Genomic DNA, 20,161 nt, shown 5'->3' with positions numbered 1-20,161 from the left:
CGGGCGCTACAGCACGACCGTCTGCGGTCGCGCGGCCTTCAGCGCGGCGAGGACCATGGTTTCCCAGATGGCGGGGTCGCCGGCGGCGGCCATGGTCTGGTCGGGTTCGCGCAAGGTGCGCAGGACCGCGAGCGCGTCGGGGAGATAGTCGGTCCAGGCGTCGTCGATCAGGCGCGACGCGGAGGCGGCGTCGCCGCCGGCATTGGCGCTGATCCGCTGGCCCGCCAGGACGCGGGCGATGCGTTCGGCGATCGGGGTATTCGAGACGTCCATCAGTCTTCTCCTCGCAGGTCTGCCTATAGCAAACCCGCGAGGCAAAGACATGGGGCCTTAGCGTGCCGAGCTGGGGCCGGCGCCGCGGCCCTGGCCGCCGGGGCGACCGCCACCGGCCGGGCGACCACCGCCCTGGCCGCCGGGACGACCGCCGCCCTGGGGACGACCGCCGCCGCCACCCTGGCCGCCGCCACCCTGACCGCCACGGCTCGCGCCCGCATAGTTGCGGCCGGTGGTGCCGGTCGCGCGGGGGGCGTGGGTGGCGCGGGGACGCGCGGGATCGCGCGGACGGTCGATCCGGACTTCGGGATCGGCGCCCATCGTCTTGACGCGGGTCTGCTTGATCTGGTTCGACAGGTTGACGAAATCGTCGGGCAGCGGGCGGACCGTCACCTTCTGGCGGGTGATCCGCTCGATGTCGCGCAGATAGGCCTTCTCGTCATCCGCGCAGAACGCGACGGCGATGCCGCTGGCGCCCGCACGCGCGGTGCGGCCGATGCGGTGGACATATTGCTCGGCGACGTTGGGCAGCTCGAAGTTGATGACGTGGCTGACGCCCGAGACGTCGATGCCGCGTGCGGCGATGTCGGTCGCGATCAGGACCTTGACCTTGCCTTGCTTGAACTCGCCGAGTGCGCGCTCACGCTGGCCCTGGCTCTTGTTGCCGTGGATCGCGTTCGAGGCGATGCCGTTGCCCGCGAGCAGCTTCACGACGCGGTCGGCGCCGTGCTTGGTGCGCGTGAAGACGAGCGCGCGGTCGATCGCGGGATCACCCAGCGTGATCGTCAGCAGCGCCTGCTTTTCCGACTGGTTGCAGAAGGTGACATACTGGTCGACGCGCTCCGCGGTGGTCGCGGCGGGCTTGACGGAGACGGTCTTCGGATCGAGCAGGAACTGCGAGGCGAGATCGCGGATCGCGGTCGGCATCGTCGCCGAGAAGAACAGCGTCTGGCGCTTCTTCGGCAGCATGCGGACGATCTTCTTCAGCGCGTGGATGAAGCCCAGGTCCATCATCTGGTCGGCTTCGTCGAGCACGAGGATCTCGATCATCGACAGGTTGCAGAAGCCCTGCTCGATCAGGTCGATCAGGCGGCCCGGCGTGGCGACGAGGATGTCGACGCCGCGGCTGAGGTCCTGGCGGTTCTTGTTGATGCTGGTGCCGCCGAACACGGTGGTCACCGACATCTTGCTGAACTGGCCATAGGCGCGTGCGCTGTCGGCGATCTGGCTGGCGAGTTCGCGCGTCGGCGCGAGGACGAGCATGCGGCAATGCGTCGGCAGGACGCGCTTCTGCGTCTCGGTCAGGCGCTGGATCGAGGGGAGCACGAACGCGGCGGTCTTGCCGGTGCCGGTCTGCGCGATGCCGAGCAGATCGCCGCCCTCGAGCAGGATCGGGATCGACTGGGCCTGGATCGGCGTCGGCTCGGTATAGCCCTTGGCTTCGAGCGCGCGGACGAGGGGCTCGGCGAGGCCGAGGTTGGAAAAGGACATGAATAGTCTCTCAAATGTGCCGGGCTCGCGAATCCACAGGAGGACGCGCGAGGGGCGTGGTGTTTTGACACCCCGCGTGAAAAGGGAAGCCCGTTAGAAACGACCGAGGCGGAGCCTGGACCTTGTTCAGGTCCGATCACGCTGCATGACACCTCGATGGAGGTCAGATGCGCGCGACCGGCCGAAAAGTCAAGAGTGGCCGGGTCGGGGCGGCTCTGGCCCCGTCCTCGGGCCCCGTCCTCAGCTGCGCGTCTGGGTCAGGTGGAGATAGCGTTCGTTGAATTCGGCGGCGTCGCGCAGCGCGCACCAGTCGACGACGCCGATCTGCCGCTTGCGGCGCGTGATCAGCCCGTCGGTCTCGAGCGCGCGGAGCACGCGGTTGACGTGGACCGGGGTCAGGCCGAGCGCATCGCCCATCTGTTCCTGCGTCATCGGCAGTTCGTAGCTGCCGTCCGCGTCGCTGAGCGAGGAGGCGCGCAGCCGGGCGGAGAATTCGCAGAGCAGATGCGCGAGCCGCATCTTGGCGTTGCGGCGGCCGACGTTGAGTAGCCATTCGCGGTGGATCGACGCCTCGACCAGCGCCTCGATCCACAAGGCGGTGGCGATCTTCGGCGAGACCGCGACGATCTCGCGCAGTGCGGGGATGGGGATCTCGGCGACGGTGATCCGGGTCAATGCCTGGACGTCGTGATCCGATTCCTCGAGGAAGAGGTTCTGGAGATCGATGAAGTCGCCGGGCATCAGGATCGAGACAATCTCGCGCTCGCCATCGGGGGTGAGCTTCTGGCGATAGGCGAAGCCGTCGATCACGAACGCGCAGCGCAGCGGGCGTTGCCCCTCGCGCAGCATATAGGTCGACTGGTCGATCGTGCGCAACTTGCACGGCAGCGCCGCGATCGCCACGCGATCCGCCGCGCTCAGCTCGACCCGGGTCGCGAGCTTGGCAATCAGATGATCGGTGACGACGATGGGGTAATCCACATGCAGGCTCCGCTCGGGCGGGAGCATATCGAACTCTCAGTCGCCGGGTTAAGCATAGCTTGCCCCGAGGCGCCCTGCACTATCACAGGCGTTATAGTCTCGCTCAAACATAGGTTAGACGCGCATTTCGGAAATTGTCGGTTATTGTAAGAAAATGTCGGCTGCCGCGCGCTGTACGGGTGGCGCGGAACCGATCGTCGCGCAGGGGCGTAGACGCCTTGCGAGAAACAGGGGCGAACGATGGGCGCGGCAGCGCCGGTCGCCCCGGCCGTCGCGTCGAACGCACAGGATGTCGCTGATGCCGCGATACAGATTTCAGATCGCCCTGGGCGGCGAGGTGATCGAGGATCACGAGGGGATCGAGCTGGCGCATCGCGCGGCGGCGATCGAGCATGCGATCGTGGCGATGCGCGAGATGCTGGCGGAGGACATCCGCCAGGGCTGTGTCGACCTGACGATGCGGATCGAGATCATCGAGGGCGGCGGTGCGACNGGCGGCGGGCCGACGATCCTTACCAGTGGCCCTTACCAGTGGCCGGTGTTGGGCATCGACGCCCAGGGCTCGGCGGGGTCGAGCCGGCCGTCCTGCAACAGCTCGATCGAGATGTTGTCGGGGGTGCGGACGAACGCCATGTGGCCGTCGCGCGGCGGGCGGTTGATCGTCACGCCGGCATCCTGGAGCCGCTGGCAGGTCTCGTAGATATTGTCGACGCGGTAGGCGAGATGGCCGAAATTGCGGCCTTCGCCATACTCTTCCGGATCCCAATTGTGCGTCAGCTCGACCTCGGCGCTCTCGTCACCGGGCGCGGAGAGGAAGATCAGCGTGAAGCGACCCTGCTCGTTTTCGAGGCGGCGGGCCTCCTTCAGCCCGAGCAGCTCGAAGAACGCGATCGTCTTGGCCGGATCGGTGACCCGGATCATCGTGTGCAGATATTTCATGGACGGCCTTTTCGGGTTGGATCGCCGGTAGATAGGCTGCGCCCCGGCGGGGTTCCAGAGGGGCGGACGGGGTTGTGGGGCATTCGCCATGGAGACTGTTGCCGCGCCCCTATCCTCCGTCCGTCATCCCCGCGGAGGCGGGGATCCAGAGGGGCGGACGGTGGTGGCCGGGCCGTGAGGATTGCCAGTCTGGGTTCCCGCCTGCGCGGGAATGACGTTTGGGCGGGCGCGGCTCTCACGGTCGATCAGGGTTTGGGCGGATCAGGGTTTGGGCGGGTCGAACTGGCGGAGCGCGGCGATGGCGTTGCGGGCGGTGGGGGTGTCGGGGGCGAGGCGCGCGGCTTCGGCCCAGGCGGCGCGGGCGCGGGTTTCGTCGCCGTCGCGCGCGGCGATGTTGCCCGCCTCAAGCTGGACCGAGGCGTCGTCGGGGGAGCGCTTGAGCGCCTCGGCGATGTCGCCGCGTGCACGGGGCAGATTGCCCATCCGCCGCGCGAGCGTTGCGGACAGCAGCCAGGCGAGCGGATCGTCGCCCGCGGTGGTCAGCGCGAGATCGATATCGGTGCGCGCGGAGGCGAGATCGTCCGCGGCGACGAGCGCGCGCGCATGGTCGAGCCGTGCCTCGCCGAGCTGGAGCCCGGTCAGCGTCCCCGCGGTGAGCGCCGAATCGAGCGCGGTGCGCGCCTTGGTCGCGTCGCCCGCGGCGAGCCAGGCATTGCCGCCCTGCGCCCAATAGGTCGCGGCGCGATCGTCGTGCGCGAGCTGCGCGTCGCGCGCCGCGCTCTCGAATTCGGCGGCGGCGGCGGCCCAGTTCTTTTCCGCGGCAAAGGCGAGCCCGCCACAGTCGCGCGCCGCGGCGCCGCCGCCCGCCATCCGCCAGCGGCCCGCCTCGGCACGCGCGGCGACCGGATCGGTGGCGATCGTCGCGATGCAGCGCTGGAGCCGGGTGGCATCGTCGGCGGGGCCGGCGGCGGCGGACCTGGCCGCCGGTGCCGCTGTCGGCTTGGCGGCAGGTTTCGCGGCGGGGCTGGCGGCCTGGGACAGGAGCAGCGCGGGGGCGAGCAGCATCAGGATCATAGGCGGGCGATCACATCCTCGACCGCGCGGATGATCAGCGCGATGTCGGAATCGCGTGACAGGCGGTGATCGCCGTCCTTGACGAGCAGTGTCTGCACATCGGCTGAACGAAGCAGCTCGGCGAGCCGGGTGGTGCGTAGCCACGGCACCGCCTTGTCGCGCTGGCCCTGGATCAGGCGGACGGGGCAGCGGATCTCGATCCAGCCGAACATCAGCCGGTTCGCCTCGCCCGACGCCCAGAAGCCGCGGGTGTAGATGGTGGGTTCGGGGCCGTAGTCGTTGGGGCGTTCGAGCCGGCCCGCGCTGAGCAGCGTCAGCTTTTCCTCAGGGGTGAAGCCCCAGTCGGTGAAGTCGGGCGCGGGGGCGATGCCGACGAGCGCCGCGACCAGATCGGGGCGGGCCTTCGCGACGAGCAGCATCAGCCAGCCGCCGAGCGACGAGCCGACGAGCACCGCGGGGCCGTCCGCCAGCGCCTCGAGCATCGCGATCACGTCGTCGCGCCAGTCGACGAGCGTCTGATCCTCGAACGCGCCCTCGCTGCGGCCGCAGCCGCCATAGTCGAAGCGGAGATAGGCGCGGCCCTGCGATTTCGCCCAGGCCTCGAGCGTAACCGCCTTGGTGCCCGTCATGTCCGAACCATAGCCCGACAGGAAGACGATCGTCGGGCCGGTGCCGGTCGTGTGGTGATAGGCGAGGCGGGGGCGGTCCGGCGCGGGGGTGGTGGTGTCGGTCATGCGCGGGGCTTTAGCCAAAGCGGGCGGGTCGGGATAGGTCAGGCTGGTGCGGAGGGGCTGGTGAAGATGTCCTCGATCGCGAGGCCGAACAGCTCGGCGATGCGGAAGGCGAGCGGAAGCGAGGGGTCGTAGCGGCCGGTTTCGATCGCGTTGACGCTCTGGCGCGAGACGTCGAGGCGGTCGGCGAGGTCGCCCTGGCTCCAGTCGCGTTCGGCGCGCAGGACTTTCAGGCGGTTCTTCATACGGTCCCTGCGCGCACCGCGGCGATGTTGAGGCACCCGCCGAGCATCAGGCCGGCAAACCAGAGCACACCCGCCGAATAGGCCGGGACATGCGGCGCGAGGCCGAAGCTTTCGAGAAAGCCCCAGATCGTCGTCGCGCAGAGCATGAAGACGGTGGCGATCAGCGTCTGGCGGACGTTCATCGTGCGGATATATTCGTCGGGCTCGTCGCGCAGATAGCGCCCCCAGGCGAGGAAGACGCCCAGCAGCGGGAGCGCGGGCAGCACTGCGAGAAGATAGGCGAGCGGGCCGGTCGGCGGATGGCTGCGGAACAGCGCCACCACGCCGAACAGCGTGCCCATATACGCAAGGCTGAGACCGAGAACGGTGGCGTTGTAGCGGCGCAGCGCGGGGCTCTTGTGCATGGTCAAGCGTCCTTTCGAATCGGTAAAGGAAACTTGTCATCTAGGGGTGTGGGAGTCAAGGTGGCTTTACAGCGGGGGTGGGGTTGAGGGGATGCGATCGCGACTGGCCGTTCTCCCACGTAGGCGGGAGTCCAGGGTGGCAGGGCTCGGTGCTGCTTGGCTCTGGATCCTGACTTTCGTCAGGATGACGGGGGAGGGGGGCGGCGCTTCCCCGCCGTCCGGATGGCGAGTGGGGAGGGCGGCGCTTCCCCGCCGTCGGGAGGACGGGTGGAGGGCTGCACTTCACCGCCGTCATCCTGGGCTTGACCCAGGATCCAGGGTCACGGGGCGCAGCGCTGCTTGGCTCTGGGTCCTGACTTTCGTCAGGATGACGGGTGGGGGGTGGGCGTCGCTTCCTCGCCGTCGGGAGGACGGGTGGGGGGCTGCACTCAACCGCCGTCATCCTGGGCTTGACCCAGGATCCAGGGTCACGGGGCGCAGCGCTGCTTGGCTCTGGGTCCTGATTTTCGTCAGGATGACGGGTGGGGGAGGGCGGCGCTTACCGCCTTCGTCCTGGGCCCCCGCTTTTGCGGGGGGACGGGGTCAGATGATGAATTCTACCGTCTTCATCTGGGTCTGGTCGGCGGCGACGGCGCCGCGTTTGGCGACCATCTGGCGGTGGAGTTCGCGCACCGTGTCGCTGCCGCTGGTCTTGCACAAAGCGGGGATGACCGCGTGGACGAGGGCGCCGAGGCCGCCGGCGATCATCGTCACGCCGAACCGGCTCGCGACGCCGAAATGCTCGGCATAGCTTTCGCCGACGGTGGCGGGATGGTCGAGGAAGAGGCGGCGGAACATCGGCGGGTCTCCGGACGGGGGATCGGGCTTATCCTATCAGCCGGCGAGGGATTCGACCATGGTCGCCGCGAGCAGGCTGAGCGTGTCGTCGCGCGCGCCCATCACGACGATGCGGTCGCCGGGGCGCGCCTCGGCGACCAGCAGCGCGGCGGCGTCGGCGCGGTCGGCGATGTGGCGGGCGTCGCGGCCCTCCGCGGCGATCCGGGCGACGATGTCGGCGCTGGTGACCTCGCGGGTGACGGTGCCGCCATAATAGGCCGGGTCGGGGAGGACGAGCAGGTCTTCGGGCGCCATGCGCTCGACGAAGGTGGCAACGAGTTCGGTGCCCATGACCTTCAAGGGACCATAGCCGTGCGGCTGGAAGAGGATCAGCAGGCGGCCGGGAAAGGCGTGGAGCGTATCGAGCGTCGCGGCGATCTTGTCGGGGTTGTGGCCGAAATCGTCGATCACCGCGACGCCGTTTGCCGTGCCGACCAGATCGAAGCGGCGGCGCAGGCCGGTGAAGCTCGCGAGTGCCTTGACCGCGTCGGGCAGCGACACGTCGGCGGCCATCGCCGCGCCGATCGCGGCGAGCGCGTTCGCGACGTTGTGGCGGCCGGGGACGGCGAGCTTCACGCGCGTGCGGACGCCGCGCGAGACGAGGTCGAAGCCAATCGCGAAGGGTTCAGGGGCGAGATTCTCGGCGCGGAGGTCGGCCGACGCGTCGATCGCGAAGGTGGTGACCTGGCCGCGGGGGAGGCGGGCGGCGAGCGCGGCGGCGTCGGGATCGTTGGCGTTGACGACCGCGGTCTCGGCCTTGGCGATGAAGGTGCCGAAGAGCGCGCGGAGTTCGTCGAGCGACTTGTGGTCGAGGCTGACATTGTTGAGGACGGCGATCTTCGGCGCGTAATGCGCGATCGAGCCGTCGCTTTCGTCGACTTCGCTGACGAAGCTGTCGCCGGCTCCGACCAGCGCGCTGGCGAATGGGGCGTCGGGGGATGCGAAGTTCTTCATCACCGCGCCGTTCATCACGGTCGGGTCGCGGCCGGTGGTGTGGAGGATCCAGCCGATCATGCCGGTGACGGTCGACTTGCCGCTGGTGCCGGCGACACCGATCGGCAGGCGGCTGTCGTTGAACAGGGAGGCGAGCAGCTCGGCGCGGGTGGCGCGCGGGCAGCCGAGCGCGGCGGCGGCGATCATGTCGGGCACGGTCGGCTCGATCGCGGCGGAGGCGACGACGTGCTGGTCCGCGGAGACGATGCCGCTGCCGTCCTGCGGGAAGAGCGCGACGCCCTTGGCGGCGAGGTCGTCGAACTTGGCGGGGACGCGGCCCTGGTCGAGATTGCGGTCCGAGCCCGCGACGGTCGCGCCGCGGCCCGCGAGGATCATCGCGAGCGGCATCATCCCCGACCCGCCGATGCCGATGAAGAAATAGGCGGGCTGGTCGGCGGCGGTCTGGTCGGAGGGGTTGGTGATATCCATGTGCTCGCGCTATCGGCGGTTGCGTAACGGGGCAAGACAGGACGAACCATGCGCATCGGTGTTCTCGCCGCGTCGAGCCGGACCAATCCCTCGGCTATCCCCGTGGTCACCGCCTATGCGGCGCGCGCGTTTCCCGAGGTCGAATTGGTGTTCCATCCGCAATGCACCGCGACCGACGGGCATTTCGCGGGGTCGGATTTCGCGCGGGCGGCGGCGTTTCTCGAATACGCCAATGATCCGGCGTTCGACGCGATCTGGTTTTTGCGCGGGGGCTATGGCGCGAACCGGATCCTGCAGATGGTGATGCCCGAGCTGGGGCGCGCGGCACGGCACAAGACGTATCTGGGCTATTCGGATGTCGGGTTCCTGCTGGGGGCGCTCTACGCGCGGCGGATCGGGCGGGTGGCGCACGGGCCGATGGTGAGCGACATCAACCGGCATGACGGCGAGGCGACGGTGGCGCGGTCGCTGGGGTGGATGGCGCGGGGGAATCGCTCGGGACTCGAGCCGGGGCTCGGGGGGCAGCCCTCGGCGGCGTTCAACCTTTCGATCCTGACGTCGCTGATCGGGACGCCGTGGCTGCCCGACCTGACCGACCACGTGCTGATCGTCGAGGAGGTGTCGGAGCCGATGTATGCGATCGACCGGATGCTGTTCAAAGTGGCGAACGCGACGCAGCTGAAGGGGATTGCCGGGCTCAGGCTGGGGGCGGTCACTGCGGTGCAGGCGAACGAGCCGGCCTGGGGGGAGACGCTGGATTACATGATGGTGCGCTGGGCGCGGGACATGGGGGTGCCGTATCTGGGGCGGGCCGAGGTGGGGCACACGCAGGGGAACCATGTGGTGCCGTTTGGGGTGGGGTGAGGGGGCAGATTGCTTCCACCCCGGCGGAGGCCGGGGTCCAGTTGGTGAGGTCGGCGTAACTGAGCGCGGTCTTTTGTCGGCGACGTTTCCCAACTGGGCCCCGGCCTTCGCCGGGGTAGAGTTTGGGGAGGGGCGCGGGGTTATTGCGGTGTGCTGGGGTCGCGGCGCGCGCTGTTTGGCTCTGGATCGTGACTTTCGTCAGGATGACGGGGGTGGGTCCGCCCCGGCGGAGGCTGGGGTCCAGGTGGTGAGGTCGGCGTGACTGGGCGCGGTCCTTTGTTGGCGACGTTTCCCAACTGGGCCCCGGCCTTCGCCGGGGTGGAGTTTGGGGGTGGTCGCGGGGATATTGCGGTGTGCTGGGGTCGCGGCGCGCGCGGCGTGGCTCTGGGTCCTGACGTTCGTCAGGATGACGGGGGTGGTTCCCCGGCGGAGGCCGGGGTCCAGGTGGTGAGGTCGGCGTAACTGGGCGCGGTCCTTTGTCGGCGACGTTTCCCAACTGGGCCCCGGCCTTTGCCGGGGAACATGGGGGCGGTTCGTGGGGTGTCGGTGCGTGGCGGGTTGCCTATATCGGCTGGGCGACGGCATAAGCGCCGCTCTTCCATCACGAGAAAGTTCCTCATGTCTGCCATGTTCCGCATTACGCTTCCCGACGGTTCCGTCCGCGAGGTTGCGCCCGGGACTACGCCCGCGGATGTTGCCGCGGCGATCGGGCCGGGGCTTGCCAAGGCGGCGCTGGCGGCGCGGATCGATGGGCAGGTGCGGGATCTCGGGCGGCCGTTCGAGGGGGATACGCAGCTGGCGCTCGTCACCGCGCGCGACGAGGCGGATGCGCTCGAGCTGGTGCGGCATGACCTGGCGCATGTGATGGCCGAAGCGGTGCAGCACCTGTTCCCGGGGACTCAGATCACGTTCGGGCCGGCGACCGATGACGGCTTCTATTACGACTTCGCGCCGAAGGACCGGCCGTTCACCGACGAGGACCTGCCCGCGATCGAGGCGGAGATGCGGGCGATCATCGCGCGGAACGAGCCGTTCCTGCGCGAGGTCTGGAGCCGCCAGCAGCTGATCGACCGGTGGACCGAGCAGGGCGAGACGTTCAAGGCCGAATGGGCCGCCGAACTGCCCGAGGGCGAGGAGCTGACCATCTATCGCCAGGGCGAGTGGCTCGACATGTGCCGCGGGCCGCACATGGTATCGACCGGCAAGCTCGATCCCGCCGCGTTCAAGCTGACGCGCGTGAGCGGTGCCTATTGGCGCGGTGACCAGAAGAACGCGATGCTCAGCCGCATCTACGGCACCGGCTGGCTCAACAAGAAGCAGCTCGACCAGCACCTGTTCCGGCTGGAGGAAGCCGCCAAGCGCGATCATCGGAAGATCGGGCAGGAGATGGACCTGTTCCACCTCCAGTCCGAGGCGCAGGGGTCGGTGTTCTGGCATCCCAACGGCTTCGTGCTGTGGCGCCAGCTGGAGGCGTATATGCGCCGGCGGCTCGATGCTGCGGACTATGCCGAGGTGAAGACGCCGCAGCTGATGGACGCCAAGCAGTGGGAGCAGTCGGGCCACTGGGGCAAGTATCGCGAGAACATGTTCGTGGTGCCCGACGAGATCCCCAATGTGGAAGACGAGGGCGCGGTCCTGTCGGGCGAGGGCGACCTGATGGCGCTCAAGCCGATGAACTGCCCGGCGCACGTCCTGATCTTCAAGCAGGGGATCAAGTCGTATCGCGACCTGCCGATCCGGATGGCGGAGTTCGGCTGCTGCCACCGCAACGAGCCGCATGGCGCGCTGCACGGGATCATGCGCGTCCGCCAGTTCACGCAGGACGACGCGCATATCTTCGTGCGCGAGGACCAGCTGGTCGAGGAGGTGCGCAAGTTCTGCGAGCTGCTCGACAGCGTGTACAAGCATCTGGGCTTCGAGGATTATGCGGTGAAGCTCGCGCTGCGGCCCGAGAAGCGGTTCGGCGACGACGCGATGTGGGACAAGGCGGAGGCCGAGCTGCGCGAGGCGGTGATGCAGTCGACGCTGAGCGACACGATCAAGGCGAATTTCGAGGAGCTGCCGGGCGAGGGCGCGTTCTATGCGCCCAAGCTCGAATTCCACCTGACCGATGCGATCGGGCGGACGTGGCAGGTCGGCACGATCCAGTCGGACCGCGTGCTGCCCGAGCGACTCGACGCGTCCTATGTCGGCGCGGATGGCGAGCGGCACCGGCCGGTGATGCTCCACCGCGCGATTCTGGGCACGTTCGAGCGGTTCATCGGCATATTGATCGAGCATCATGCCGGGCGCTTCCCGCTGTGGCTGGCGCCGGTGCAGGTGGTGGTCGCGACGATCGTGTCGGATGCGGACGACTATGCGCACAGTGTCGTCGCCGCGCTGCGCAAGGCGGGGATCCGCGTCGAGACCGACCTGCGCAACGAGAAGATCAACTACAAGGTGCGCGAGCACAGCCTGGCCAAGGTGCCGGTGCTGTTCGTGGTCGGCAAGCGCGAGGCGGACGAGGCGACGGTCGCGATTCGCCGGCTGGGCAGCCAGGGGCAGGAGATGCTGTCGCTCGACGAGGCGGTGGCACGCCTTGCGATCGAGGCGCGCGCTCCCGATATGTGATGGACGAGGCCGGCTTTCCGCGCAGAGCTTTCTGCGCTATAAGCCGGCCCAAATACTTCGTCAGAAACAACAGGAGCAACCCCCATACGTCCTCCCACGATGCGCCGGCCCATGCAGACGCCCGCGATGAACGGCCCGCGATTCAACGAATTCATCCAGAGCCAGAAGGTCCGCGTGATCGATCACGAGGGCGAGAATCTGGGCGTGATGTACACGCGCGAAGCGATCGAGCAGGCGGCCGAGCATGGTCTGGACCTGGTTGAGGTTTCGCCCAACGCCGATCCGCCCGTCGCCAAGTTCCTCGATGTCGGCAAGTTCAAGTACGAGGCGCAGAAGAAGGCGAACCTCGCACGCAAGTCGCAGAAGACGCAGGAGATCAAGGAGATCAAGATGCGTCCGAACATCGACGACCATGATTACGACACGAAGATGAAGAAGGTAAACGACTTCATCGGCGAGGGCGACAAGGTCAAGATCACGCTGCGCTTCCGTGGCCGCGAGCTGAGCCATGGCCAGCTTGGCATGAACCTGTTGAAGCGCGTGCAGGACGACGTCGCGGAGATCGCCAAGATCGAGGCGTATCCGCGCATGGAAGGCCGTCAGATGCTGATGGTGCTCGCGCCCAAGTAACGGCGTGACGACGCGGCCCACGATGCGGGACGCGATACGACGATAGCGACCGGCCCATCGCCCCCTGTTCGGGGCGGTGGGCCGTTTGCGTTGGGGTGCAGGTCACCATGACCCTTTCCGTAGCGTCAATCGCCGCGGTCGAACCGCCCGTGCGCGATGCATCGATTTCGGGGCTATCACGCGGTGTTATTGCTCGGTGTTGCGGAAGTGCGACACAGCGACCGGAAAGTTACTTCCGCATACGGAAATCGGTGGACGCTGCATGAAAATTCCAATTACCTCCTGACCAAACCGGAAATTCGAAATAATTCGAAGCCGCCAGGAGAGATGCCCATGCGCATGACCGCATATCTGTTGTCTGCCGCCGCGACGATCGCGATCGCGGCGCCGGCCTTCGCACAGGATGTCCCGACGACGCAGCCCGAGGCGCAGACCGTACCCTCAAATACATCGGGTACCGCCGCCGCGTCGGTCGATGCGCAGCAGCCTCCGGTCGCCGAGAACGCGAATCCCCAGCCGATCAACGCAGGCGACATCGTCATCACCGCGACCCGGCGTTCCGAGCGGCTGTCGAACGTGCCGATCGCGGTGTCCGCGGTCGGCCAGGCCGCGCTGCAGAATTCGGGTGCGACCGACATCCGCCAGATGACGCAGCTCGCGCCGTCGCTGCTGATCTCGTCGACGGGGTCGGAGGCGAACGCCTCGGCGCGTATCCGCGGCATCGGCACGGTCGGCGACAATCCCGGCCTCGAAAGCTCGGTCGCGGTGTTCATCGACGGCGTCTATCGCAGCCGCACGGGTTCGGGGCTCAACGATCTGGGCGAGGTCGACCGGATCGAGGTGCTGCGCGGACCGCAGGGGACGCTGGCCGGGCGCAACGCATCGGCGGGCACGATCAACATCCTGACCAAGCTGCCGTCCTACCAGTTCGGCGGCTATGGCGACGCGACCTATGGCAATTACAACAATATCCGCATCGCGGGCGGGCTGACCGGGCCGATCATCAAGGACAAGCTGGCGTTCCGGCTCGACGGCGTGTTCGGCAAGCGCGACGGCTATTATTACGACGTCATCAACCAGACCGATTACAACGACCGCAACCGCTATTTCGTGCGCGGGCAGCTGCTGTTCGAGCCGAGCGCCGACGTGTCGGTGCGGCTGATCGGCGATTACACGCGGCGTGACGAGAAATGCTGTGGTGCGGTCTATATCGACACGCGCGAGAAGATCGATCCGACGCCGGGCGTCGCGGGCGACTTCGCGATCAACCCCGCGGGCAACCGCATCCAGCAGGTCATGCAGAGCATGGGCGCGGTGTTCCCGAGCCAGGGCGACCCGTATAACCGCCGCATCGCCAACACGCTGGGCCGCGCCTATTCGAACATCACCAAGGATTATGGCGGTTCGGGCCAGATCGACGCGAACCTCGGCTTTGCGCAGCTGACCTCGATCACCGCGTACCGCGAGTACAAGTCGGGCGGCGCGGCGGACATCGATTACGGCAATCTCGACATCGGCTACCGTGCGGACGACGGCAACAGCTATCGCCAGTTCCACACCTTCAGCCAGGAAGTCCGGCTGAACGGATCGCTGTTCGACGACAAGCTCGACTGGCTGGTCGGCGGCTATTATTCGAAGGAAGACCTGGTCGTCGCGGACAATCTGAAGTTCGGGACGCAATATGGCGCGTTCGCCGCGTGCCGGATCGTCGCGACGGTCAACCCGGCGGCGGCGCTGCGCAATCCGGCCAATCCGGGCTGCCTCAGCGCGGCGGGACGTGCGGTCCTGTCCGGACAGGCTCCGGGCACGCAGCCCGCCTTCGGCGCGCTGACCGGTACCATCCTGAGCGGCATCGACCGGTTGAGCACGCTCAACAATCTGGGCGATCAGCGGTCGACCTATTATCAGGACAGCGAGAATTACGCGTTCTTCACGCACAACATCTTCAAGGTCACCGACAAGCTGTCGATCACCGGCGGGCTTCGCTACACGCATGAGGCGAAGGATTTCCACGCCGATTTCAACAACAACAACACCGTCTGCCCCGCGCAGCAGGCGGCGCTGAGCCCGCTGCTGGCGAGCGCGGCGGTGCCCGCCAGCCTGAAGACGCTGGTCGGCGGGATCGTCACGCTGACCTGCACGGGCAATTCGACCTCGGCGCTGAACGGGCTCGATCTGAACGACGGGTTCAAGGAAGGCGAGTTCAGCGGCACGGGGATCGTGTCGTACAAGCCGCGTACCGACACGCTGCTCTATGCGTCCTATTCACGCGGCTACAAGGCGGGCGGCTACAACCTCGACCGGTCGGACCTGACCGCGAACGTGTTCGCGGCGCCGACCAATGCGAGCGCGAGCCGGCTGCGGTTCGATCCCGAGACGGTCAACTCCTATGAGCTGGGGCTGAAGTTCACCTCCGCGCAGTTCACCTTCAACGTCGCGGGCTTCCGCCAGGAGTTCAAGAACTTCCAGCTGAACACGTTCAACGGCACCAACTTCATCGTCCAGAACATCAGCTCGTGCGACACCAGCCTGAACGGCGCGGATCGCGATGCGAGTGCGGCGACGGGCGCGTGCACCGGCGACGTGAAATACGGCGTGCGGTCGCAGGGCGTCGAGCTCGAGGCGGGGCTGTTCCCGGTCCGCGACGTCGCGGTGAGCCTCGGCTACACCTATGTCGACACGACCTTCAAGAACAACCTGGTCGGGTCGGAGACGGGCGAGGCACTCGACCCCGCGCTGTTCCTGCTGTCGGGTAACACGCTGTCGAACGCGCCCAAGCACACGGTCACCGCGTCGGGGACGTGGACGCCCGAGCTGGGGTCGTCGGGGATCACCGGGCTCTTCTACATCGATGGCCGCATGACCAGCGATTATAATACCGGGTCGGACCTGTTCACCGAGAAGGCGCAGGACGGCTTCTTCCTGATGAACGCGCGGATCGGCATCCGCGGGCCGGCGCAGAAATGGGCGGTCGAATTGTGGGCGCAGAACCTGCTCGACACCGATTACCAGCAGGTCGGGTTCAATGCGCCGTTCCAGGGCGCGGGCAATCTCGACCAGGTGAAGGCGTTTGGCGGGGTGGGGAACCAGATCTTCACCTCGTACCTCGCCGAGCCGCGGACCTATGGGCTGACGGTGCGGACGCGGTTCTGATCGTTCAACGTCGCTAGGGAAGGCCGGTCCGCTCGGGAGAGCGGGCCGGCCTTTTTCGTTTGTGGCGGGGGGGGGGGGTGGCGCCTCACCCACGCCGTCATCCTGACGAAAGTCAGGATCCAGGATAACTGAGCGGGACGTTCGTGGCTCTGGATCCTGACTTTCGTCAGGATGACGAAGAATCAGGCGGCGAGGTCGAGTTGCTTGCCGGCGGCCGCCGCGAGCAGGCGGCGTTCGAGGGTCTTCAGCCGGGCGGGGGCGGTGATGCGGTCGCCGGTGAGGTCGGTGATGTAGAAGGTGTCGACCGCGCGTTCGCCATAGGTGGCGACATGCGCGGAGTGGATCGTCACCTTCGACTGGAAGAGCGCCTGGGCGAGCCGGTTGAGCAAGGCGGGGCCGTCGCGGGCGTTGACCTCGACCACGGTGAAGCGGTTCGAGGCGCGGTTGTCGATCATCGCGTTGGGGACGATGTCGAACGCCTCGGCGCGCGCGCGCGGGAGCGGCTTGGCGACGAGGCGGTCGGCGAGCTTGCCGCGGTTGGCGAGCGCATCCTCGATCGCGGTCTTCAGGCGGGCGAGCTGTTCGCTGCCGTCGAACGGGCGGCCGAACGGATCCTGGACGAGGAAATTGTCGACCGCCATGCCGTCGCGCGTGGTGTGGATCCGCGCGTCGATGATGTTGCCGCCCGCGACATGGATCGCGCCGGCAATGCGGTAGAAGAGCCCGGGATGATCCGCGGCGTAGATCGTCACCAGAGTCGCGCCGCGGCCGGGATAGACATGCGCGTCGATCGCGAGCTGCGCGTCGCCGGTGCCCGCGAGGAAGCGCGCATTGTGGACGAGCACGTCCTCGGGCTCGGCGATCCAATAGGCCTCGGGCATGCGGCGGACGAACGCGGCGAACTCGGCGTCGCTCCAGCCGAGATCGGCGTGGAGCGTCTCGTGCTTGGCGGCGATGCGTTCGGCGCGACCCTTCTGCTTGTGGCCGAGCCGGAGCACCTCCTCGGCGGATTCATAGAGGTCGCCGAGCAATTGCCGCTTCCAGCCGTTCCAGACGCCGGGGCCGACCGCGCGGATGTCGACGATGGTGAGCACGAGCAGCAGGCGGAGTCGCTCGGGGCTCTGCACCACGTCGCAGAAGTCGAGGATCGTCTTGAAGTCCGACAGGTCGCGCTTGAACGCGGTCGCGGACATCAGCAGATGCCAGCGGACGAGCCAGGCGACGGTCTCGGTCTCGGCCGGCGACAGGCCGAAGCGCGGGCAGAGACGCTGCGCGACCTCCGCGCCGAGGATCGAATGATCGCCGCCGCGGCCCTTGGCGATGTCGTGGAGCAGCACCGCGACATAGAGGACGCGGCGCGAGACGATCTGGCGGAAGATCGCGCTGGCGAGCGGATGGTCGTCCTTCAACGCGCCATTCTCGATCCGTGCGAGCAGGCCGAGCGCGCGGATCGTGTGTTCGTCGACGGTGTAGTGGTGGTACATGTCGAACTGCATCTGCGCGACGACGCGGCCGAAATCGGGCACGAAGCGGCCGAACACGCCGGTCTCGTTCATCCAGCGCAGGACGAGTTCGGGATCGCGCGGCGAGCTGAGCACGTCGAGGAACAGCGCGTTGGCGGTCGGATCGTCGCGGATGTCGTCGACCAGCTTCACGTCGCGGGCGGCCGCGCGCATCGCGAGCGGGTGGATCTCGAGCGTATTGCGGTCGGCGAGCTGGAAGATCTCGATCAGCCGGACCGGACTTGCACGGAAGAAATCGTCGTCGGGCAGCGCCAGCCGACCGCGGTCGAGGACGAAGCCGTTGAGGCGGCGCGGGCTGCGGCGGATCGTCGGCAGCCCGAAGCGGCGGCCGCGCGCGGCGAACTTCTCGTCGAGATGCGCGAGGAAGACGCCGGTGAGGTCGCCGACGGTCTTCGCCTGGAGAAAGTAGAAATGCATGAAGCGCTCGACCTTCGGCTTGCCCGGGCGGTCGGAGAAGCGCATCCGGTCGGCGATCTCGCGCTGGACGTCGAAGGTCAGCCGGTCCTCGGCGCGACCGGTGATGCTGTGGAGGTGGCACCGCACCGCCTGGAAGAAATTGTCGGCGCGGTGGAAGAGGCGATATTCGGCCTTGGTGAACAGCCCGACATCGACGAGCTGCGCCGCACGCTGGACGTCGTAGATATACTTGCCGATCCAGAAGAGCGCGTGGAGATCGCGCAGGCCGCCCTTGCCCTCCTTGACGTTGGGTTCGACGACATAGCGCGTGTCGCCCATCTTGCGGTGGCGCAGGTCGCGCTCGACGAGCTTGTCGGCGATGAACGCGCGCGCGGTATCCGCCTGGACCTCGACCTTGAAGCGGCGCGAGGCCTCTTCGTAGAGATCCATGTCGCCGGTGACGTAGCGCGCCTCGAGCAAGGCGGTGCGGACGGTGATGTCGGCCTTGGCCTGGCGGATCATCTCGTCGAGCGAGCGGCTGGACTGGCCGAGCTTCAGGCCGAGATCCCAGAGCGTGTAGAGCATCGATTCGATGATGCGCTCGACCCGCGGGGTCTGCTTGCCCGGCGTAAGGAAGCCGATATCGACATCCGAATGCGGCGCCATCTCGCCGCGGCCATAGCCGCCGACCGCGATCAGCGTGAGCCGGTCGTCGGGGGTGGGGGCGGGCGCGGGGTGCAGCCGGGTGGTGGTGAAATCGAACAGCAGGCGGAGCAGCTGGTCGATCAGATAGGCTTGCGCGCTCGACACCTCGAGCCCGCGGCTGGGATGTTCGGCGAGCCGCTTGGCAACCTCGACCCGGCCCGCGTCGAGCGCGGCCTTGAGCAGGATCGTCGCCTGGCGGCCGAGCGCGACCGGGTCGGTCTCGTCCAGCGCGGCGATGGTGTCGGCGACCGCGCGGCGATCGACGATCGCGCGGCGGTTGGGCAGGTGATCGAAGCGGCCGGTCATGCGGGACCAGATAGGGCGCGCGGCGCCATTCGTCATCTTGATTGCGGGAATCCTTCCCGAACCCTAGGTCTTCGCGCGGGTTTGGCGAAAGGAAGACGATGAGCGAAGCGTTGCGCGTGGGACTGGCGGGCCTGGGAACCGTGGGGGGCGGCGTCATCCGGCTGCTCGACGCGAACCGCGAGCTGATCGCCAGACGGGCCGGCCGCGCGATCGAGGTCGTCGCGGTGTCGGCGCGTGACCGCTACAAGGATCGCGGTGTCGATCTGACGCGGTTCGCCTGGGTCGACGATACGACCGCGCTGGCGCAGCAGGCGGACGTCGATGTCGTCGTCGAGCTGATCGGCGGATCGGACGGCCCCGCGCTGACGCTCGCACGCTCGACGCTCGCCGCGGACAAGTCGTTCGTGACTGCGAACAAGGCGATGCTCGCGCATCACGGCTATGAGCTGGCGACCGCGGCGGAAGCGGCGCGTGTCGCGCTGAAGTTCGAGGCGGCGGTCGCGGGCGGGATCCCGGTGATCAAGGGGCTGCGCGAGGGCGCGGCGGCGAACGCGATCGGGCGGGTCTACGGCATCCTCAACGGGACGTGCAATTTCATCCTGAGCAAGATGGAGGCAGAGGGGCGCGATTTCGCCGAGATCCTCGCCGAGGCGCAGGCGCTGGGCTTTGCCGAGGCGGATCCGAGCTTCGACATCGACGGGGTGGATGCGGCGCACAAGCTGTCGATCCTCGCCTCGATCGCGTTCGGGACACGGCCGGCGTTCGACACGGTGGCGGCGAGCGGCATCCGGCACCTGCTGGGCGCGGATATCGCAGAGGCGGCGGCCTTGGGCTACCGCGTGCGGCTGCTCGGGCTGGCGGAGGACGGGCCGGACGGGCTGTTCCAGCGCGTGCATGCGCATCTGGTGCCGGTCGACCATCCGCTCGCGCACGTCACGGGGTCGCTGAACGCGGTCGTCGCGGAGGGCAATTTCGTCGGGCGGCTGCTGTTCCAGGGTGCGGGCGCGGGCGACGGGCCGACCGCGAGCGCGGTGGTCGCGGACCTGATCGACATCGCGCGCGGCGAATATGGGCCGCCCTATGCGATGCCGGCGGCGTCGCTGGTCGCGGCGGCGACCGCGGACAGCGGCGAGCGGCGCGGGCGCGCCTATCTGCGCTTCACGGTCGCGGACCGGGTCGGCGTGCTGGCCGAGATCGCCGCGGCGATGCGCGACGCGGGCGTCTCGATCGAGAGCCTGATCCAGCGCGGCGCGATGGCGGACGGCAGCGTGCTCGTCGCGATCGTGACTCATGAGGGGCCGGAACGGTCGGTCGCGCAGGCGCTGGAGAAATTGCGGGGGTCGCAGAGTCTGGTTGGGCAGCCGTTGTGGATGCATATTTTGGGGTGATTTTGGGGGTGGGGTGATGGCCGCCCGCTTCCGTCATCCTGACGAAGGTCAGGATCCAGGGTGGCGGAGGGCTGCACTGTGTGGCTCTGGATCCTGACTTTCGTCAGGATGACGGGGTTGTGTGGGGATGACGGCCCCTACTTTTCGTCA

General features: G+C 67.8%; 16 protein-coding genes and 1 pseudogene. 6 read left to right on the top strand and 11 right to left on the bottom strand.

The window, feature by feature from the left end; translation table 11 throughout:
• Positions 1–6: 6 nt before the first annotated feature.
• From IFT87_RS03975 to IFT87_RS03965, 3 genes are all read right to left on the bottom strand, one after another.
• Entirely contained in the window at positions 7–273 is a 267-nt protein-coding gene (locus IFT87_RS03975) for a hypothetical protein (protein WP_037530941.1), read from the bottom strand.
• Positions 274–330: 57 nt separating this feature from the next.
• Positions 331–1,764: a DEAD/DEAH box helicase gene (locus IFT87_RS03970; protein WP_056679374.1), complete on the bottom strand. Its 1,434-nt coding sequence runs from the start codon at positions 1,762–1,764 to the stop codon at positions 331–333.
• A gap of 240 nt (positions 1,765–2,004) precedes the next feature.
• The gene (locus IFT87_RS03965) at positions 2,005–2,745 is read right to left on the bottom strand and encodes a Crp/Fnr family transcriptional regulator (protein ID WP_235188324.1); all 741 of its coding nucleotides are present in this window, start codon (positions 2,743–2,745) and stop codon (positions 2,005–2,007) included.
• Between the two features lie 154 nt (positions 2,746–2,899).
• Between IFT87_RS03965 and IFT87_RS20985 the strand changes: the two are divergent.
• Positions 2,900–3,237 (top strand): annotated as a pseudogene (locus IFT87_RS20985) (DUF6894 family protein); the annotation flags it as partial.
• A 33-nt stretch (positions 3,238–3,270) separates the two neighbouring features.
• Here IFT87_RS20985 and IFT87_RS03960 read toward each other — a convergent pair.
• The 7 genes from IFT87_RS03960 to IFT87_RS03930 form a co-directional block, all read right to left on the bottom strand.
• Entirely contained in the window at positions 3,271–3,684 is a 414-nt protein-coding gene (locus IFT87_RS03960; protein WP_037531709.1) for a VOC family protein, read from the bottom strand.
• A 261-nt stretch (positions 3,685–3,945) separates the two neighbouring features.
• On the bottom strand, positions 3,946–4,749 hold the full coding sequence (locus IFT87_RS03955; RefSeq protein ID WP_426291171.1) for a hypothetical protein: 804 nt from the start codon (positions 4,747–4,749) through the stop codon (positions 3,946–3,948).
• A gap of 5 nt (positions 4,750–4,754) precedes the next feature.
• Positions 4,755–5,492 (bottom strand): alpha/beta fold hydrolase, encoded by a 738-nt coding sequence (locus IFT87_RS03950; RefSeq protein ID WP_037531168.1) that lies wholly within the window; start codon positions 5,490–5,492, stop codon positions 4,755–4,757.
• Between the two features lie 38 nt (positions 5,493–5,530).
• Positions 5,531–5,734: a helix-turn-helix transcriptional regulator gene (locus IFT87_RS03945; RefSeq protein WP_031394295.1), complete on the bottom strand. Its 204-nt coding sequence runs from the start codon at positions 5,732–5,734 to the stop codon at positions 5,531–5,533.
• Entirely contained in the window at positions 5,731–6,138 is a 408-nt protein-coding gene (locus IFT87_RS03940) for a hypothetical protein (RefSeq protein WP_037531170.1), read from the bottom strand. Before IFT87_RS03940 ends, IFT87_RS03945 begins: the two co-directional genes overlap by 4 nt.
• A 582-nt stretch (positions 6,139–6,720) precedes the next feature.
• A complete protein-coding gene (locus IFT87_RS03935) occupies positions 6,721–6,975 on the bottom strand; it encodes a DUF6356 family protein (RefSeq protein WP_031441081.1) in 255 nt (84 codons plus the stop codon).
• A 36-nt stretch (positions 6,976–7,011) separates the two neighbouring features.
• The gene (locus IFT87_RS03930; protein WP_192007592.1) at positions 7,012–8,436 is read right to left on the bottom strand and encodes a glutamate ligase domain-containing protein; all 1,425 of its coding nucleotides are present in this window, start codon (positions 8,434–8,436) and stop codon (positions 7,012–7,014) included.
• Positions 8,437–8,484: 48 nt separating this feature from the next.
• On the opposite strand from IFT87_RS03930, the gene IFT87_RS03925 reads away from it, so the two are divergent.
• The 4 genes from IFT87_RS03925 (at position 8,485) to IFT87_RS03910 (ending at position 15,693) form a co-directional block, all read left to right on the top strand.
• The gene (locus IFT87_RS03925) at positions 8,485–9,300 is read left to right on the top strand and encodes an LD-carboxypeptidase (RefSeq protein ID WP_037532016.1); all 816 of its coding nucleotides are present in this window, start codon (positions 8,485–8,487) and stop codon (positions 9,298–9,300) included.
• 618 nt (positions 9,301–9,918) lie between these two features.
• Positions 9,919–11,910 (top strand): threonine--tRNA ligase, encoded by a 1,992-nt coding sequence (gene thrS, locus IFT87_RS03920; RefSeq protein ID WP_031396175.1) that lies wholly within the window; start codon positions 9,919–9,921, stop codon positions 11,908–11,910.
• Positions 11,911–12,009: 99 nt separating this feature from the next.
• A complete protein-coding gene (gene infC / locus IFT87_RS03915) occupies positions 12,010–12,540 on the top strand; it encodes a translation initiation factor IF-3 (protein ID WP_031396176.1) in 531 nt (176 codons plus the stop codon).
• 333 nt (positions 12,541–12,873) lie between these two features.
• Positions 12,874–15,693: a TonB-dependent receptor gene (locus IFT87_RS03910; protein WP_192007590.1), complete on the top strand. Its 2,820-nt coding sequence runs from the start codon at positions 12,874–12,876 to the stop codon at positions 15,691–15,693.
• Between the two features lie 182 nt (positions 15,694–15,875).
• On the opposite strand, the gene IFT87_RS03905 is transcribed toward IFT87_RS03910, so the two are convergent.
• The gene (locus IFT87_RS03905) at positions 15,876–18,623 is read right to left on the bottom strand and encodes a [protein-PII] uridylyltransferase (RefSeq protein WP_192007588.1); all 2,748 of its coding nucleotides are present in this window, start codon (positions 18,621–18,623) and stop codon (positions 15,876–15,878) included.
• A 98-nt stretch (positions 18,624–18,721) separates the two neighbouring features.
• Between IFT87_RS03905 and IFT87_RS03900 the strand changes: the two genes are divergently transcribed.
• A complete protein-coding gene (locus IFT87_RS03900) occupies positions 18,722–20,011 on the top strand; it encodes a homoserine dehydrogenase (protein WP_192007586.1) in 1,290 nt (429 codons plus the stop codon).
• Positions 20,012–20,161 lie beyond the last annotated feature (150 nt).

It is taken from the genome of Sphingomonas sp. CFBP 8765 (genome assembly GCF_014841445.1).
Lineage (GTDB): Bacteria > Pseudomonadota > Alphaproteobacteria > Sphingomonadales > Sphingomonadaceae > Sphingomonas > Sphingomonas aerolata.
The sequence above is the reverse complement of the archived record's forward strand: the minus strand, read 5'-3'. Positions and strand labels throughout refer to the sequence as shown.

Coding starts and splice junctions, on each gene's coding strand:
- IFT87_RS03925 (WP_037532016.1), top strand. CDS start 8,485: ATGCGCATCGGTGTTCTCGCCGCGTCGAGCCGGACCAATCCCTCGGCT.
- IFT87_RS03905 (WP_192007588.1), bottom strand. CDS start 18,623: ATGACCGGCCGCTTCGATCACCTGCCCAACCGCCGCGCGATCGTCGAT.
- IFT87_RS03960 (WP_037531709.1), bottom strand. CDS start 3,684: ATGAAATATCTGCACACGATGATCCGGGTCACCGATCCGGCCAAGACG.
- IFT87_RS03910 (WP_192007590.1), top strand. CDS start 12,874: ATGCGCATGACCGCATATCTGTTGTCTGCCGCCGCGACGATCGCGATC.
- IFT87_RS03945 (WP_031394295.1), bottom strand. CDS start 5,734: ATGAAGAACCGCCTGAAAGTCCTGCGCGCCGAACGCGACTGGAGCCAG.
- infC (WP_031396176.1), top strand. CDS start 12,010: ATGCGCCGGCCCATGCAGACGCCCGCGATGAACGGCCCGCGATTCAAC.
- IFT87_RS03955 (WP_426291171.1), bottom strand. CDS start 4,749: ATGCTGCTCGCCCCCGCGCTGCTCCTGTCCCAGGCCGCCAGCCCCGCC.
- IFT87_RS03970 (WP_056679374.1), bottom strand. CDS start 1,764: ATGTCCTTTTCCAACCTCGGCCTCGCCGAGCCCCTCGTCCGCGCGCTC.
- IFT87_RS03940 (WP_037531170.1), bottom strand. CDS start 6,138: ATGCACAAGAGCCCCGCGCTGCGCCGCTACAACGCCACCGTTCTCGGT.
- IFT87_RS03950 (WP_037531168.1), bottom strand. CDS start 5,492: ATGACCGACACCACCACCCCCGCGCCGGACCGCCCCCGCCTCGCCTAT.
- thrS (WP_031396175.1), top strand. CDS start 9,919: ATGTCTGCCATGTTCCGCATTACGCTTCCCGACGGTTCCGTCCGCGAG.
- IFT87_RS03900 (WP_192007586.1), top strand. CDS start 18,722: ATGAGCGAAGCGTTGCGCGTGGGACTGGCGGGCCTGGGAACCGTGGGG.
- IFT87_RS03935 (WP_031441081.1), bottom strand. CDS start 6,975: ATGTTCCGCCGCCTCTTCCTCGACCATCCCGCCACCGTCGGCGAAAGC.
- IFT87_RS03930 (WP_192007592.1), bottom strand. CDS start 8,436: ATGGATATCACCAACCCCTCCGACCAGACCGCCGCCGACCAGCCCGCC.
- IFT87_RS03975 (WP_037530941.1), bottom strand. CDS start 273: ATGGACGTCTCGAATACCCCGATCGCCGAACGCATCGCCCGCGTCCTG.